General features: G+C 63.5%; 16 protein-coding genes. 8 read left to right on the forward strand and 8 right to left on the reverse strand.

From position 1 onward, the window contains the following. The first annotated feature begins 67 nt into the window (after nucleotides 1-67). From AC0L2H_RS01020 to AC0L2H_RS01035, 4 genes are all read left to right on the forward strand, one after another. Nucleotides 68-1,246, forward strand: coding sequence for an MFS transporter (locus tag AC0L2H_RS01020; protein WP_473588447.1), 1,179 nt, complete (start codon nucleotides 68-70; stop codon nucleotides 1,244-1,246). Nucleotides 1,247-1,332: 86 nt separating this feature from the next. Then, entirely contained in the window at nucleotides 1,333-2,388 is a 1,056-nt protein-coding gene (locus tag AC0L2H_RS01025; protein WP_473588448.1) for a M14 family metallopeptidase, read from the forward strand. Between the two features lie 244 nt (nucleotides 2,389-2,632). After that, nucleotides 2,633-4,822, forward strand: coding sequence for an anthranilate synthase (locus AC0L2H_RS01030; RefSeq protein WP_473588449.1), 2,190 nt, complete (start codon nucleotides 2,633-2,635; stop codon nucleotides 4,820-4,822). Between the two features lie 8 nt (nucleotides 4,823-4,830). Next, on the forward strand, nucleotides 4,831-5,778 hold the full coding sequence (locus tag AC0L2H_RS01035; protein ID WP_473588450.1) for a cation diffusion facilitator family transporter: 948 nt from the start codon (nucleotides 4,831-4,833) through the stop codon (nucleotides 5,776-5,778). 6 nt (nucleotides 5,779-5,784) lie between these two features. Here the strand turns inward: AC0L2H_RS01035 and AC0L2H_RS01040 are convergent, their stop codons facing one another. Continuing rightward, nucleotides 5,785-6,003 carry an antitoxin gene (locus tag AC0L2H_RS01040; protein ID WP_473588451.1) on the reverse strand — a complete coding sequence of 73 codons (219 nt, stop codon included), beginning with the start codon at nucleotides 6,001-6,003 and terminating at the stop codon, nucleotides 5,785-5,787. Nucleotides 6,004-6,036: 33 nt separating this feature from the next. Then, on the reverse strand, nucleotides 6,037-7,116 hold the full coding sequence (locus tag AC0L2H_RS01045) for a hypothetical protein (RefSeq protein WP_473588452.1): 1,080 nt from the start codon (nucleotides 7,114-7,116) through the stop codon (nucleotides 6,037-6,039). Between the two features lie 95 nt (nucleotides 7,117-7,211). Here AC0L2H_RS01045 and AC0L2H_RS01050 point away from each other — a divergent pair, with 95 nt between their 5' ends. The 3 genes from AC0L2H_RS01050 (at nucleotide 7,212) to AC0L2H_RS01060 (ending at nucleotide 8,869) form a co-directional block, all read left to right on the forward strand. Continuing rightward, nucleotides 7,212-7,649 carry a DsrE family protein gene (locus AC0L2H_RS01050; protein ID WP_473588453.1) on the forward strand — a complete coding sequence of 146 codons (438 nt, stop codon included), beginning with the start codon at nucleotides 7,212-7,214 and terminating at the stop codon, nucleotides 7,647-7,649. Nucleotides 7,650-7,710: 61 nt separating this feature from the next. Beyond that, entirely contained in the window at nucleotides 7,711-8,511 is an 801-nt protein-coding gene (locus AC0L2H_RS01055; protein WP_473588454.1) for an SDR family NAD(P)-dependent oxidoreductase, read from the forward strand. 49 nt (nucleotides 8,512-8,560) lie between these two features. Further along, nucleotides 8,561-8,869 (forward strand): putative quinol monooxygenase, encoded by a 309-nt coding sequence (locus AC0L2H_RS01060; protein WP_097572418.1) that lies wholly within the window; start codon nucleotides 8,561-8,563, stop codon nucleotides 8,867-8,869. An 80-nt stretch (nucleotides 8,870-8,949) separates the two neighbouring features. Here AC0L2H_RS01060 and AC0L2H_RS01065 read toward each other — a convergent pair whose 3' ends face one another. From AC0L2H_RS01065 to AC0L2H_RS01075, 3 genes are read right to left on the reverse strand one after another with little or no spacing between them, the layout of a single operon-like run. Beyond that, the gene (locus AC0L2H_RS01065) at nucleotides 8,950-9,657 is read right to left on the reverse strand and encodes a GIN domain-containing protein (RefSeq protein WP_473588455.1); all 708 of its coding nucleotides are present in this window, start codon (nucleotides 9,655-9,657) and stop codon (nucleotides 8,950-8,952) included. Nucleotides 9,658-9,705: 48 nt separating this feature from the next. Further along, nucleotides 9,706-10,278, reverse strand: a complete 573-nt coding sequence (locus tag AC0L2H_RS01070; RefSeq protein ID WP_473588456.1) for a DUF1700 domain-containing protein — start codon at nucleotides 10,276-10,278, stop codon at nucleotides 9,706-9,708. Then, complete coding sequence (locus AC0L2H_RS01075; protein WP_473588457.1) at nucleotides 10,275-10,601, reverse strand: PadR family transcriptional regulator; 327 nt, start codon at nucleotides 10,599-10,601, stop codon at nucleotides 10,275-10,277. The genes AC0L2H_RS01070 and AC0L2H_RS01075 overlap by 4 nt, the downstream gene beginning before the upstream one ends. Before the next feature lie 192 nt (nucleotides 10,602-10,793). Here AC0L2H_RS01075 and AC0L2H_RS01080 point away from each other — a divergent pair, with 192 nt between their 5' ends. Next, nucleotides 10,794-11,882, forward strand: coding sequence for an AbrB family transcriptional regulator (locus tag AC0L2H_RS01080; protein WP_473588458.1), 1,089 nt, complete (start codon nucleotides 10,794-10,796; stop codon nucleotides 11,880-11,882). A 42-nt stretch (nucleotides 11,883-11,924) separates the two neighbouring features. On the opposite strand, the gene AC0L2H_RS01085 is transcribed toward AC0L2H_RS01080, so the two are convergent. From AC0L2H_RS01085 to AC0L2H_RS01095, 3 genes are all read right to left on the reverse strand, one after another. After that, nucleotides 11,925-12,239, reverse strand: coding sequence for a nuclear transport factor 2 family protein (locus AC0L2H_RS01085; RefSeq protein ID WP_473588459.1), 315 nt, complete (start codon nucleotides 12,237-12,239; stop codon nucleotides 11,925-11,927). A 155-nt stretch (nucleotides 12,240-12,394) separates the two neighbouring features. Further along, nucleotides 12,395-13,171 (reverse strand): esterase family protein, encoded by a 777-nt coding sequence (locus AC0L2H_RS01090; RefSeq protein WP_473588460.1) that lies wholly within the window; start codon nucleotides 13,169-13,171, stop codon nucleotides 12,395-12,397. A 5-nt stretch (nucleotides 13,172-13,176) separates the two neighbouring features. Beyond that, a complete protein-coding gene (locus AC0L2H_RS01095) occupies nucleotides 13,177-14,343 on the reverse strand; it encodes an ATP-grasp domain-containing protein (protein ID WP_473588461.1) in 1,167 nt (388 codons plus the stop codon). Between the last annotated feature and the right edge of the window lie 64 nt (nucleotides 14,344-14,407).

Genomic DNA, 14,407 nt, shown 5'->3' on the forward strand with positions numbered 1-14,407 from the left:
TCGCGCTTGTGCGGCCGCCCTATCTCCAGGCAGTCTGGGGCTTGAACCGATTCAGTCCGGACGCCCCATGCCCTTGCCGATCCTAGCGCTCGCCATTGCGTCCTTCTGCATCGGCACCACCGAATTCGTCATCATGGGCCTGCTGCCGGAGGTCGCCGCCGATCTCGGCGTTTCCATTCCCTCGGCCGGCCTTCTGGTCACCGGCTATGCGCTGGGTGTCGTCTTCGGTGCGCCGGTGATCGCGTTGGCCACCGCCCATCTGCCGCGCAAGCCGGTGCTGGTCGGACTGGCCTCGCTGTTCGTCATCGGCAATCTTTTCTGCGCCATCGCACCCAACTACTGGCTGCTGATGGCCGCCCGTGTCTTCACCGCCTTTGGCCATGGCGCCTTCTTCGGCATCGGCTCGGTTGTTGCCGCGAGCCTCGTGCCACGCAACAAGCGGGCGAGCGCCATCGCGCTGATGTTTGCCGGGCTGACGCTCTCCAACATCCTCGGCGTTCCCGGCGGCACCGCGCTTGGCGAGGCCTTCGGCTGGCGCGCCACTTTCGTGGCCGTCGTCGGTATCGGCCTCATCTCGGTTGCGGCCATCGCCTGGCTGGTGCCATCAAATGTCGCTGAATCGAGCGGCGGCGGCCTGCTCGGTGAAGTGCGCGTGCTCGGCAAGCTGCAGGTGTGGCTCTCCATGCTGATCTCGGCGCTGGCTTCCGCCAGCCTGTTTGCCGTCTTCACCTACATCAAGCCCTACCTCACCGACGTATCCGGCCTTTCAACGGGGGCGGTCACCTGGGTACTGCTCTTATTCGGCGGCGGCATGACCATCGGCAACATCATCGGCGGCAGGCTGGCCGACTGGAAACTGATGCCGACGGTGATCGGCACGCTGTTGATGCTGGCGTTGCTATTGCTCGCCTTCGCCCAATTCGGCGCCGTCGCAGTGGCAGCCATCTCCATGGTTTTCCTGTGGGGCCTGCTCATCTTCGTCGTCGTGCCGCCATTGCAGATCCGCGTTGTCGAGGCGGCGTCAGAGGCGCCGAACCTTGCCGCCACGCTGAACCAGGGCGCCTTCAATGTCGGCAATGCGGGCGGCGCCTGGATCGGCGGGCTGGCGCTCTCCTTCGGCGTATCCTATGCCAATCTTCCGCTGGTCGGCGCGGCACTCGCGCTGCTGGCCGTCGTCGTCGCGGTGATGTCGCAGACGATGGATCGGCCTGCGCCTGTCGTCTCTCTCGGGGCGCCTGCGGAATAGCCCTTGCGCCCATAGCGCGGCAGGCTGGACCAATCGACATCGGCACCTCCGATGGGCATGTCTTCTCGCTCTTGATGGAGCAAATCATGCAGAAATCGATCGAGCGCATCGCCGGTGACAGCGAAGGCGTTTCCTACGAATTCCCGGTCTTCCGCTTCGAAGGCAGCGACAAGGCAGCTCCCTCTGCCTATCTGCAAGCCGCCCTTCACGCCGGCGAACTGCCGGGCGTGGTCGCCATCGATGCACTGATGCCGATACTGGCCAAGGCCGAGGCTGAAGGCCGCATCCAGGGCGACGTCACCATCGTGCCCCAGGCCAATCCGGTCGGCCGCGCCCAGTATCATTTCGGCGAGCATCAGGGCCGCTTCCATCTGGGCACCCGCAACAATTTCAACCGCGGCTTTCCACTGCTGGCGGCGCCCGACACCAAATTGCTGCCGAACACAGCGCTCGGCACGGCCGACCAGCGGCTGAAAACGCGGCTATTGCAGCTTTCGATCGGCCACGACATCGTGCTCGACCTGCATTGCGACGACGAGGGCCTCGCCTATCTCTACGTCCACACCAGCCTGTGGCCTGATATGGCGGATTGCGCGGCCGCCATGGGCGTCGACGCGGTGGTGTTGTGGGATGAGGACACGGACGGCACCTTCGAAGGCGCCTCGATCATGCCCTATCAGAACGCTCCCGCCGATGTGCCGCGCTTCGACCGGCGCGTCGCCACCACGGTCGAATATCGCGGCATACTCGATGTCGACGGCGCCCTGGCCGCCTCCGATGCCGAGGGGCTCTATCGGCTGCTGGTGGCGCGCGGCGCGATCGTCGATACGGCGCTGCCCGCGCCCGGTCCTTTCACCGGTGCTGTCGCGCCGCTCGAAAATATCGACATGATGCCTGCGCCCCGGGCCGGCGCGGTACTCTACGACGTAAAGCCCGGCGACCGCGTGACCAAAGGCGCACGCCTCGCCACCATCGTCCATGCCCCGGGCGAAGCCGACGGCCGCACCGAGGTGTTCGCGCCGCAAGCGGGTCTCATACTGACCCGGCGATCGCGGCGTATCATCCGCTCCGGCGAAGACCTGCTGAAGCTGGTCGGCGATAGCAAGAGCGCCGACGCCAGGTCGGGAACGCTGGAGGATTGAGGGCTCAGGCCCTCCACTGAATCCAGTTGCGCGGCCGTTCATTCGCCGCTATGGGACTCTCATGAACATGCGTTCGATCAAGACCGTTTGGTGGTGGGCTCGCTGACAGCGGCCTGTTCGAACGCGTTCGCGTGAAAATAGAGGGTGGCCGCAACGGAATGTCCGGGCGGCCATTTGTTTTTTACGCCATTTCCGGGTCCGTTGCCCCAAGAAGCTGAACAGCAAGACGCTGATGGAGACGGCAATGACGACGCAAATTCTCGAAAACGGGGCGGAGCGCTTTGACACCGCGGGTGGCGTAACCATCACCCGCGAGCGCCACGACCGGCCCTATGAAGGCGCGATCGACGCCTATGTCGACGGGCTGAATGCGCGCCGCGGTGCCGTGTTTTCCTCGAATTACGAATATCCCGGCCGCTACACGCGCTGGGACACCGCCATCATCGACCCGCCGCTGGTGATCTCGGCGCGTGGCCGTGCCATGCGTATTGAGGCGCTGAACAGCCGTGGCCAGGTGCTTTTGCCTGTCATCGGCAAGGCGCTTGCCGGCCTTGCCGAGGTGACGATCGCCGAGACGTCGAAGAAGCTGATCCGCCTCGACGTGGCGAAGCCCGGCCGCGTCTTCACCGAGGAAGAACGCAGCCGCGTCCCCTCGGTGTTTACGGTCCTGCGCGCCCTCACCGCTCTGTTCAAGACGGAGGAAGACGCCAATCTTGGCCTTTACGGCGCCTTCGGCTACGATCTCGCCTTCCAGTTCGATCCGGTCGACTACAAGCTCGAGCGCAAAGAGAGCCAGCGCGACCTGGTGTTGTTCCTGCCCGATGAGATCCTCGTCGTCGACCATTATTCGACCAAGGCCTGGACCGACCGCTACGACTATTCCGGCGAGGGATTTTCGACGGAGGGCCTGCCGCGCGACGCCGTCGTCGATCCGTTCCAGACCGCCGACCGCATCCCGCCGCGGGGCGACCACGAGCCCGGCGAATATGCCGATCTGGTGCGCAAGGCGATGGAGAGCTTCAAGCGCGGCGACCTGTTCGAAGTGGTGCCCGGCCAGATGTTCTACGAACGCTGCGAGACCCAGCCCTCCGACATCTCCCGCAAGCTGAAGTCGATCAACCCTTCGCCCTATTCCTTTTTCATCAATCTCGGTGAAGGCGAATATCTGATCGGCGCCTCGCCCGAAATGTTCGTGCGCGTCAACGGCCGCCGCGTCGAGACCTGCCCGATCTCGGGCACGATCAAGCGCGGCGACGACGCTATTTCCGATAGTGAGCAGATCCTGAAACTGCTCAATTCGAAGAAGGACGAATCCGAACTGACCATGTGCTCGGATGTCGACCGCAACGACAAGTCCAGGGTCTGTGAGCCCGGCTCGGTGCGCGTCATCGGCCGCCGCCAGATCGAGATGTATTCGCGCCTGATCCACACCGTCGACCATATCGAGGGGCGGCTGCGCGAAGGCATGGACGCCTTCGACGCGTTCCTGTCGCATGCCTGGGCGGTCACCGTCACCGGCGCGCCGAAATTGTGGGCCATGCGCTTCATCGAGCAGAACGAGAAGAGCCCGCGCGCCTGGTATGGCGGGGCGATCGGCATGGTCAATTTCAACGGCGACATGAACACCGGCCTGACGCTGCGCACCATCCGCATCAAGGACGGCATCGCCGAGGTGCGCGCCGGCGCCACGCTGCTCTTCGACAGCATCCCCGAGGAAGAAGAAGCCGAAACCGAATTGAAGGCATCCGCCATGCTCTCCGCCATCCGCGACGCCAAATCAGGCAATGCCGCCAGCACCGAGCGCAGCACCGCGCGCGTCGGCGACGGCGTCAACATCCTGCTCGTCGACCACGAGGACAGCTTTGTCCACACGCTCGCCAATTATTTCCGCCAGACCGGCGCCAATGTCTCGACCGTGCGCACGCCGGTACCGGACGAGGTCTTCGACCGGCTGAAGCCCAATCTGGTCGTGCTGTCTCCCGGCCCCGGCACGCCCAAGGACTTCGACTGCGCCGCCACCATCAAGCGGGCCCGGGCGCGCGAGCTGCCGATCTTCGGCGTCTGCCTCGGCCTGCAGGCGCTGGCCGAGGCCTATGGCGGCGAGTTGCGGCAACTGCATGTGCCGATGCACGGCAAGCCGTCGCGCATCCGCGTTTCGAAGCCGGGCATCATCTTCTCCGGCCTGCCTAAGGAGGTGACGGTCGGCCGCTATCACTCGATCTTCGCCGACCCGGTGCGCCTGCCCGACGGCTTCATCGTCACGGCCGAGACGGAGGACGGCGTCATCATGGCGTTCGAACATCGCAAGGAGCCGATCGCCGCGGTGCAGTTCCACCCCGAGTCGATCATGACGCTCGGCCACAATGCCGGCATGCGCATCATCGAGAACATCGTTGCGCACCTGCCGCGCAAGGCCCGGGAAAAGGCCGCCTAGGACTACGGATGAACGCGGCTTCCCCAGTCATCGCAGCAGACGCAAAAGCCGCCGCCAGGCGCAAGGTCGCCAGCCTTGCCTTCTGGTCAATCGTCGTCGCCTGCCTGGTGCTCGGCCTGAAACTGGCGGCCTGGTATGTCACCGGCTCCGTGGCGCTGTATTCGGACGCGCTGGAATCGATCGTCAACGTCATTGCCTCGGCCGCCGCCTACTGGGCGATCCGGGTCAGCTACAAGCCGGCCGACCAGGATCATCCCTTCGGCCATCACAAGGCCGAGTATTTCTCGGCCGTTCTGGAAGGCGTGCTGATCGTGCTGGCGGCACTGTTGATCCTCAACGAGGTCTGGTGGTCCTGGCGCCATCCCGCCCCGCTCGAACAACCCTGGACCGGCCTTGCCATCAATGGCATCGCGACGGTCATCAACGCCTTCTGGGCCTGGACGCTGATCCGAGCTGGTCGCGCCGAGAAATCGCCGGCGCTGGTCGCCGATGGCAGGCATATCATGACCGACGTGGTGACGTCGGTCGGCGTCTTCGCCGGCCTGGTCGGCGTCGTGCTGACCGGCTGGCAGATTCTCGACCCGGCACTTGCCGTCATCGTCGCGCTCAACATCCTATGGCAGGGCTGGCACGTCATCGGCTCGTCGATGAACGGGTTGATGGACCGCGCCGTCGACACGGCCGAACACATGCGCATCCGCGACCTCATCTCGGCCAATTGCAAGGGCGCGCTGGAAGTCCATGATCTGAAGACGCGCATTGCCGGCCGCGCCACCTTCATCGAATTCCATCTGGTCGTCGATGCCGACATGTCGGTGGGCGCCAGCCACGTCATCTGCGACCGCATCGAGGACGCGCTGAAGGCGGAAATCCCCTCGGTCCGCGTCACCATCCATGTCGAGCCGGACGACGAGGCGAAGCTACCCAAGGGCACGACGGCCGTGCCGTTTGCGTAGAGCGATTCACGACGTCTCTGCCGGCCGCTCCAAAACTGCCTCGACGAAGTCGTCGTCAAGCGGCCTGATCACATGATCGAGCCACGCCCAATCCTGCACGAGCGGCTCAAGGATGACCGCTCGACCTTGGCGGCGGATCGAAACTTCCTCGGTTTCGAAACGAAATTCCTTGGGCAAACGCACTGCTTGCGAGCGGCCTGACCAGAACACCTTTGCCTTATTCATTGCGCTATCTCCTCAATGAGAATGTTTCAAATCTCACGGCGCGCAGGCGGATTGCGGCATCGGCTCCAGGCGATAGACCTTGTCGTCGGACATGGTCTTGCCGTCGGCCGCCTTCGAGCACAAATCGACGATCGGCAGGCTGTTATTGGGATTGGCCAGCATCATCGTGCCGTAGACGCCGCGGCGCAGGTAGATCTCCTTGGCGCCGATATCGCAGGAAAAGGCGCTCATCTTCGCGCTTGGCGTACAGCGCCACTGGTCCGCTTCGCCTTCGCAGCTATAGATCTGCGTCACCTCAGCCGATTTCTGTCGCGTGGTGACGGACACGGCAATGTCGGCGCCGCTAGGCCAATTGGCCGGATCGCCGCCCTTGGCGAAGGAGGCGAGCTCCACCGGCCCCCGGAAAACCCGGATGGTCCGGGTGGACTGATCGGGATGCGAGGCAAGATGCGCAGTATCGTAGTCGCGCCCGTAGCAGAAGGGCTGGTCCGGCTTCAGCCGCTCGCGCAGCGGCAGGCCCAGTGCCGGGTCGACAGGATCGATGCGCGCGAACTCGGCCTTGCAGGTCTCTGTCGGCATGCGGTCCAGCCGGAAGCCGTCGTCCTCGGTGCCAAGCGCCTGCCTGGCATATTCCTTTTCGCCCAGTTCGTCCTCGGCGCCGACATCGAGATAGAGGTCGCGGCCCACGTCGGAGACGATCAGCCGGCCTTTTTCATCGACCTTGAGCGTTGCCATGGTCCGGTCGCATTCCATGCCGCAGTGAATTTCGCCCGATTGCGGATCGTCCTTGCCGCACCAGCCGCCGACCCATTCGGGCTTCTTGGCGTCGCGCACCGTCGTCGCCATGAAGCCGGTGTAGTCGGACGGACCACTGCTCGGCTCCTCGTTCGGATGGCTGACCGGGTCATGGCCGTAGTGGAAGAAAATCCGTCCCACCTTCTGGTTCGGATGGGCCTTGAGATGAGCCGCATCGTAGACACGCCCGAAACAGGCATCCTTGCCGTCAGGGCTGAGTTCGGAGAGCTTGAGCGCATCCTCGGCGAAGGCCGCACCGGCCAGTGTCGCGAGCAGGGCAGCACCCAATCCGGCGCCCAAAATGGTCTGCAACGTCATAGGACCCTCCTCGCCCGACAGGACGTGTCTGCAATTTATGCTAGGATAGAGGTGGAGGCCACGCAATTTGCGGCCCACGATTGGAGGATGAAACCATGCGACGCCGCGACATGTTCCGCGTGGGTCTGGCCGGAACCGCTGGCCTTTTCGGGCTGCGCCAGGTCAAGGCGGCGGCCGTGGAAGAGGAAAGGCCAAAGGCCGCGTATCACCTCAGCGATCTCGACAAGGTCGGCTTCGTGCTCGGCAACATCAAGAACCACTATGACGGCACCGGTGGCAAAGTCGATATCGTGCTGGTCGTGCATGGACCGGCACTCGCCGCTTTCAAATCGAAGAGCGCATCCGCCGCGATTTCCAGCCGTTTTTCGGGTCTGGTCCGCGACGGACTTTCCCCGCATGCCTGCGCCAACACCATGCAAGGCATGGATATTGCGCTCTCGGACCTGCTCGACGGCTTCCACGCCGCCGAAACCGGCGGTGTCGTCAAGCTCGCGGAACTGCAACGCCAGGGCTACGCCTATCTCCGGCCTTGAAGGGCTTGAACACAGAGGCGGCAAGGGCCTACGAAGGACGGGCAGAATCCGGAGGATAGACGTGCCAGGCACCGTGACCGCCCCAATCATTCCCGGCCTGGCCATCCCCGATCTCGCCGGGAAGGCAGTGCTGGTCACCGGTGCGTCGACTGGCATCGGGGCAGCACTCGCGCTGGCCTATGCCGCGCAGAAATGCCTTGTGGCGCTCCATTACAATTCGAGCAGGCAAGCGGCTGAAAAGCTTGGCCGGACAATCCAGGACGGCGGCGGGAAGGTGTTCCTCGTCCAGGGCGATTTCTCGGTCCCCGCCGATGTCGAGCGCGTGGTCGAGGATAGTGCGCAACATCTCGGCCGGCTCGACGGGCTGGTCAACAATGCCGGCGGCATGCTCGGCCGCGTGCCCTATGCCGAGCTGACCGAGGCGCATTACGACGCGGTGATGGACCTCAACGCACGGTCCGTGCTCACCGCCTCGCGCAAGGCGATCCCATGGCTGAAGCGCCAGGGCGGCTTCATCGTCAACACCTCATCGATCGCCGCGCGCAATGGCGCCGGCGGCGGCGCCGGCCTCTATGGCTCGTCCAAGGCCTTCGTCTCCAATGTGACGCGCGGCATGGCCAAGGAACTGATCGGCTTTGGCATCCGCGTCAACGCCGTGGCGCCCGGCACCATCGCGACGGCCTTCCATGAGCGCTATTCGACCGACGAGCAGATGAAGGGCATGGTGGCCACCATCCCTCAGGGACGCGCCGGCACGCCGCAGGATTGCGTCGGCGCCTATCTGTTCCTCTCCTCCGATCTGCTGAGCGGCTACATCACCGGCCAGGTGATCGAGGTGAATGGCGGACAGTTGATGCCTTGATGCGCGATCTGCATACTTCAGTCGCGAAATCCAAATGGAGACAAAGGCGATGTATGGACTGATCGGCAAGATGCGGGCGGCGCGCGGCCAACGTGACGCGGTCATGGACGTTCTGCGCGCCAGCACCGGCGCCCTGCCCGGCTGTCTGAGCTACATCATCGCCACCGACCCGGCCGACGCCGACGCGATCTGGGTGACCGAGGTGTGGACCGATCAAGCAAGCCACAAGGCATCCCTGCAACTGCCGGAAGTCCAGGCGGCGATTACCAAGGCGCGCCCCTTCATCGCCGGCTTCGAATTCCAGGTCGAAACTCACCCCGTCGGCGGTTTCGGCCTGACCGACGGCAAAACCGGCTGACGGTCGGGGGCGGGCCGACGGCAAGACACCAGCCGTTTGCACGCCTATGCGCGCATTACGACGATTGCAAACAACCAGGGCTACGGCACTTGCGTTATACTACCGCTGCCTCTCACCTGCGAACGTCGCATGGTCGGATGCCCGTACAGCTCGACATCGCCGCTGCCGGAAATCGAGACATCCGCATCCGCCTGTGCGGTAATTTGCGCGTCGCCGCTGCCGCGAATCTCGATCCGTGCGGATTGCGCGACCAGGTTTTTGAGCAGCCCTGAGCCCGAACCGGAGATATCCAGGCCGACCGTCTGTGCCACGCCAGTGGCGGCGACACTGCCGCTTCCCCGGATGCTCAGCCGCAGCTCAGGCTGATTGATCTGCGACAGAGCAAGATCTCCGCTGCCGAGCACTTTCCATTCTGAAATCGCCGGTCCCGACAGGCTGACATCGAGCCGGGACGCAAACCAGCCCGGCTCGCAATCGAGACTGAGCCTGCCGCCTTCCATCCGCACATGGTCAAGCAGGGCTGAGTCACCGCTCACGACCGCCTCGGCCTTGTCTCCCGGCTGGTAGTGGACCGAAGCCGGCAGATCGATCGTCAGACTGTCGCCGGCGCTGAAGGGCAAGGTAACCTCTTGTCTGGTAGAGGTGGCCGCTCCGCAGGTGGACTGCCCAGCAATCCACCACCCTCCGGCATTGGCCCAACCTGGCCCGGAAAGTCCGATGCCCAGAGCCAGAAAGACGACGGCGCCGATCAGTCCCGTCGTTGCGATGAATGCCAGTTTTCCAGTCATTGTCCGTTTCCTTCAACGTGATGACGAATTGCTCGAGCTTGGCAACGCTCAAACCCGGTCATGGTCCGGTTGAGCCAGACGGGAATGCAGCCGGGCATAACGCCCGAGCCCGCGTATCCCGGCGCCCAGCGCCAGCAGCAACAAGGCGCCGCCACCGAGGAAGAAGCTTGCCAGCCCAGCGCCGATGAACAGATGGCCTAAAGTCACCGTGATTGTGCCACCGATGTCGAACAGCAGTGTGGTGAGAATGATCTTGATGCCGAGTGCGCCGATGGCCACGAGCGCGATGCCGAGGCCAAGCGCAAGGACGATCGCGGTGATCAGCAGCGGCAGCAGGAAGACGATGTCGACGAAGGCAAGCCCGGCAAGCGCCAGCATCGCCGCCAACATGTTCGACACGCTCCAATGGGCCTCGAAACGACGCAAGCCTGCCTCGGCCCGCAACTCGCGGGCAAGCCTGGCCGGGTCGCCCAAGGCAGCCGCGACCTCGGCTTCGCCACGACCCGACGCGTCGGACTCGGCGAAATGGGCTGAGTAGTCGCCAACGATGTCCTCGATCTCCCGAGCCGGCAGACCAGCTAACCCCAGTCTCAGTGTGCGCAAGAAAGCATCCCTGGTCATGGCAAATCCTCAAGAAGTTTATCGACTGCGCCCGCGAAGGAGCGCCAGTCGCGGCGGTAGGCTTCGAAAGCCTGCTGGCCGAGCGGCGTGAGCCGGTAATATTTACGCGGCGGCCCGCTGCTGGACTCGACGATGCGGGTGGCGACCAGACCGTCATTCTGCATCCGGCGCATCAGCGGATAGATCGTACCCTCCCCCATGCTCACCGCGGCGACAAGCGTGCTGGCAATTTCATAACCGTAGCTTTCACCTCGCGACAGCACGGCCAGGACGCACAGATCCAGGGCGCCTTTTCGCAATTGCACTTGGATTGAGTCGGTCATGCAAGCCTCGAATTCGAGATGTGTATATAGCACGCTACCTGTTTATGCAAGGTAGTGAATTCTGGTGCAGCGCTCACGCAATCCTGGTGCGGTACCCGCTTGTCGCAGAATCCCAAAACCCGCGACGAGCGAGCCTTGGAATTTCTCTGCTAACGGGCTTCGCAATCTTCCTGCATGGGTCTAAGAGCGAATATGGATTTCTCGCCAGACCAACCGCCCGTCGAGCGCATGGCGCGAATGCACAAGGGCTGGCAGTGGCTGGTCCTCCTGGTGCTCTCGATCCTTTTCGCCGGCGCGCTGGAACTCGCCGCCTTGCCGGCGGCGCTGCTGATCGGCCCTATGCTGGCGGCGATCGTGGCCGGCACCAATGGCGCCACGGTGCGCGTCCCGCGCCCCCTGTTCGGCTCCGCGCAGGCGATCGTCGGCTGCCTTGTCGCCAGTTCGATCTCGGCCGACATCTTTGCGGTCTTCTACAGGGAATGGCCACTCTTCCTGGGCGTGGTGATGGCGACCGTCGCGGCCTCCAGCCTGCTCGGCTGGCTGATCAGCCGCTGGCGCATCCTGCCCGGCACCACCGCCGTTTGGGGTTCGTCGCCGGGCGCGGCCACCGCCATGGTGCTGATGGCCGGCGCTTTCGGCGCAGATCAACGCCTCGTCGCCTTCATGCAGTATCTGCGCGTCATCTTCGTCTCGATGACGGCTGCCCTGATCGCACGCATGTGGGTCGACACATCGGGTATCGAGATCCCGCCCATCATCTGGTTTCCACCGATCGAGCCGCAAGCCTTCGCCGCCACCATCGGCATCGCGCTCGTCGGCGGCCTGATGGGAAAGCTGTTCAGGCTGCCATCGCCTTTCTTTCTCGGCACCTTCATCTTCGGCGCAGTGATTCACCTCGGCCTCGGCGTGCCGATGCAATTGCCGAACTGGCTGCTGGCCCTCAGTTACGCGATGGTGGGATGGTCGATCGGACTGAACTTCACCCGCCCGATCCTGCGTCACGCGGCGCGGGCGCTGCCGCAGATCGTCGGCTCCATCATCGTGCTGATCGCCTTTTGCGGCGGTCTCGGCTTCATGATCAGCCATTTGCTCGGCGTCGATCCGCTGACCGCCTATCTGGCGACCAGCCCCGGCGGCATGGACAGTGTCGCCATCATCGCCGCCGCAGCGCAGAACGTCGACATCTCCTTCGTCATGGCGCTGCAGTCGGCCCGGTTCCTGGTCGTTCTGCTGGTCGGGCCGAGCGTGGCGCGCCTGGTGGCAAGGAGCCTGAAGGAATGACCCGCACGACACGTTCCGCGCGCACCGTTACGGTGCGGACCGTCAGGCGATCACCAAGCTCGAAATGCGATCGCCGTCCAGCGTGAAGGTCATGTCGCCCTCACCATTGAAGCCATTGCCCTTCACGGCAATGCGGGCCTGATAGGTGCCGCCGACCGGTGCGACGCGGACGATGCTGAGATGGGATTGCACGCCGATATTGTCCGACTGGTTCCAGCGCGCGATCTCATCGCGCCCCCTGAACGACCGGCCCCAGTCGCTCAGAAAAGCGTCGGCCGTGAAATTATCCAGAAAGGCTTCGATATCGCCGGCATTGGTGGCCTCGACAAAGCGGCGGATGGGATTGGGCGTGGTCATTCGTCTGTGCGCTAAGGTGTGTTGAGATTCAGGTCAGGCCGAGTCGAAAACGAAAGTTTCCGAGAACCGGAGCGGAGCGTACTTGAAGTACGTGAGCACCGGAAGCGCAGGAAACTTTCGTTTGCAGGCCGGCATCACCTGAATATCGACACACCTTAATCCAGCCTGTGCATCAGGTCGTCATCCAGCCAGCGGGCGAAGAAATAGACCAGTTGCTTGTGCCACCATGGCCAGTCATGGCTGACATCGCCTCCCCAATAATCGACCCAGGCGGGAATGGACTTTTCGCGCAGCACCTGTTCCAGCGCCCGCGTCTCGACCAGCATCCGTTCTTCCCATGCCCCCTGCCCGCAACAGAAGATCAGCCTCAGCGCCTTTAGCCGGCCGAGCAGTTTCTGGTCGACGATGCTGGGCAGGTAGTCGAGCGGCGAGTTGAAGAAGATGTTGCCGTCGAGCGCCTCCCCGAAGAAGTCGCGGGTCGAATAGACGCCCGACAGCGCAATCACACCGCTGCCCAGTTCCGGAAAGCGGAAGACGAAGTTCGAGGCATGGTAGCCGCCCATCGAACAGCCTGAAAACAAGGGCTTCAGGCTGCGCCCGCCATTGGCCTCGGTCGCCGTGGAGAGAAGTTCCGGGAGCGCCTCTTCGCGCACATAGCGGAAATAGGCCTCGTGGCGGGCGATGCGCTCGGCCGGGTCGGCATGCTTGGCGAAGAAGGATTCCGAATCGATGCTGTCGAGGGTGAAAAGCTGGATGCGGCCGGTGTCGATGAACTCCGAAAGCGCTGCGACCCCACCGGACTCCTCGAACTGGTAGAACCGTCCTTGCGAGGTCGGGAACACCACCACCGGCCGGCCGGCATGGCCGTAGCGCTTGTATTCCATGTCGCGGCCAAGGTTGCGGGCAAAACCCTTGTGATAAGAGATGTCCATCGGCCTTACGCCCTTTCCGCGTGGATGTAGCCAACCGCCTGGCGCAGCGCCTGGGCGTCTTTGGAGCGCATCTGATAGGCGTAGTGTCCCATGGCGCGGCTGAAAACCTCTTCGATGGCCTGATGGTGGACGATCTTGTCGCCATGAGCGGCTAGCACGTCGGCATGGCTATGCAAATAGTCGAGGTGCCGCTTGCGGCTGGCATAGGCGGTGAAGTACTCGCCCTTGTAGGGCCCGCCGGCGGCATCCCTGACCACCATTTCGGCCCACGCCGCATAGACGTCGATGTCGAACGTGTAGTTGATGGCGTCGGTCATCCAGGCGCCGGGCGGCCGCATGTTGACCTCCAGCGCGATAATGCGGTCGTCCTTGGTCTCGAACAGCTCGATATGGAAGAAGCGCTCGCGCACGTCGAATGCCCGCAGGATCTTCCGGCCCGCCTCTTCCACCGCCGGACTGATCTCGGGAAAGCAGGTATAGCTCATATGGCGGTCGCGGTTGACCACCTCCATGACGCTCTGGTCGTAGCGGTGGCTGGCGGCAAGCACCACCTCGCCGTCGCGGTTGACCAGCCCGTCGAAGGTCACCACCAGCCCCTCGATGAACTGCTCCATGACGAAGCTGACATCTTCCGGCTTGTCCTTGAAAAATTGGTCGAGTTCCCTCGTATTGGAAATCTTGAATGTGTTCGAGGCGCCGGAGCCGGAATCCGGCTTGACCACCACGGGATAGCCGACACGGCGGATGAAGGTCATGGCGCCGGCCCGGTCGGAGCATTTGCGCTGCGGTATGGTCTCGACGCCGCTCTTGCGGAAGAAGGCGCGCATGCGGCTCTTGCGCTTCAAATTCTTGACGAAATCGAGTTTGGTGCCAAAGATGTTGAAGTCGGTGCGGATGTTGGCTTCCAACTCCAGCCAATGCTCGTTGAGCGACTCGAAGCGGTCGATGCGGCCCCATTTGTGGATGAAATGGCCCATCGCCCGGAACACCGGATCGTAGTCTTCCATGTCGGCGACGCGGTAATATTCCGACAACGCCGTCTTCAGTTTTCCGTTCAGCGCTTCATAGGGCGCGTCGCCGATGCCGAGCACGGTCGCGCCGGCCTTCTTCAGCCGGTCGCAGAAATCGGCGCCGTTGGCGGGAAAATGCGGTGAGAAGAACACGAAGTTCATGGACGGCCTCCCCGGCGTCGCTGTATTGTTAAGTGCATGCGCCCAAAGTGCGAAGCGGTTTTGG

It is taken from the genome of Mesorhizobium sp. WSM4871, assembly GCF_055811295.1.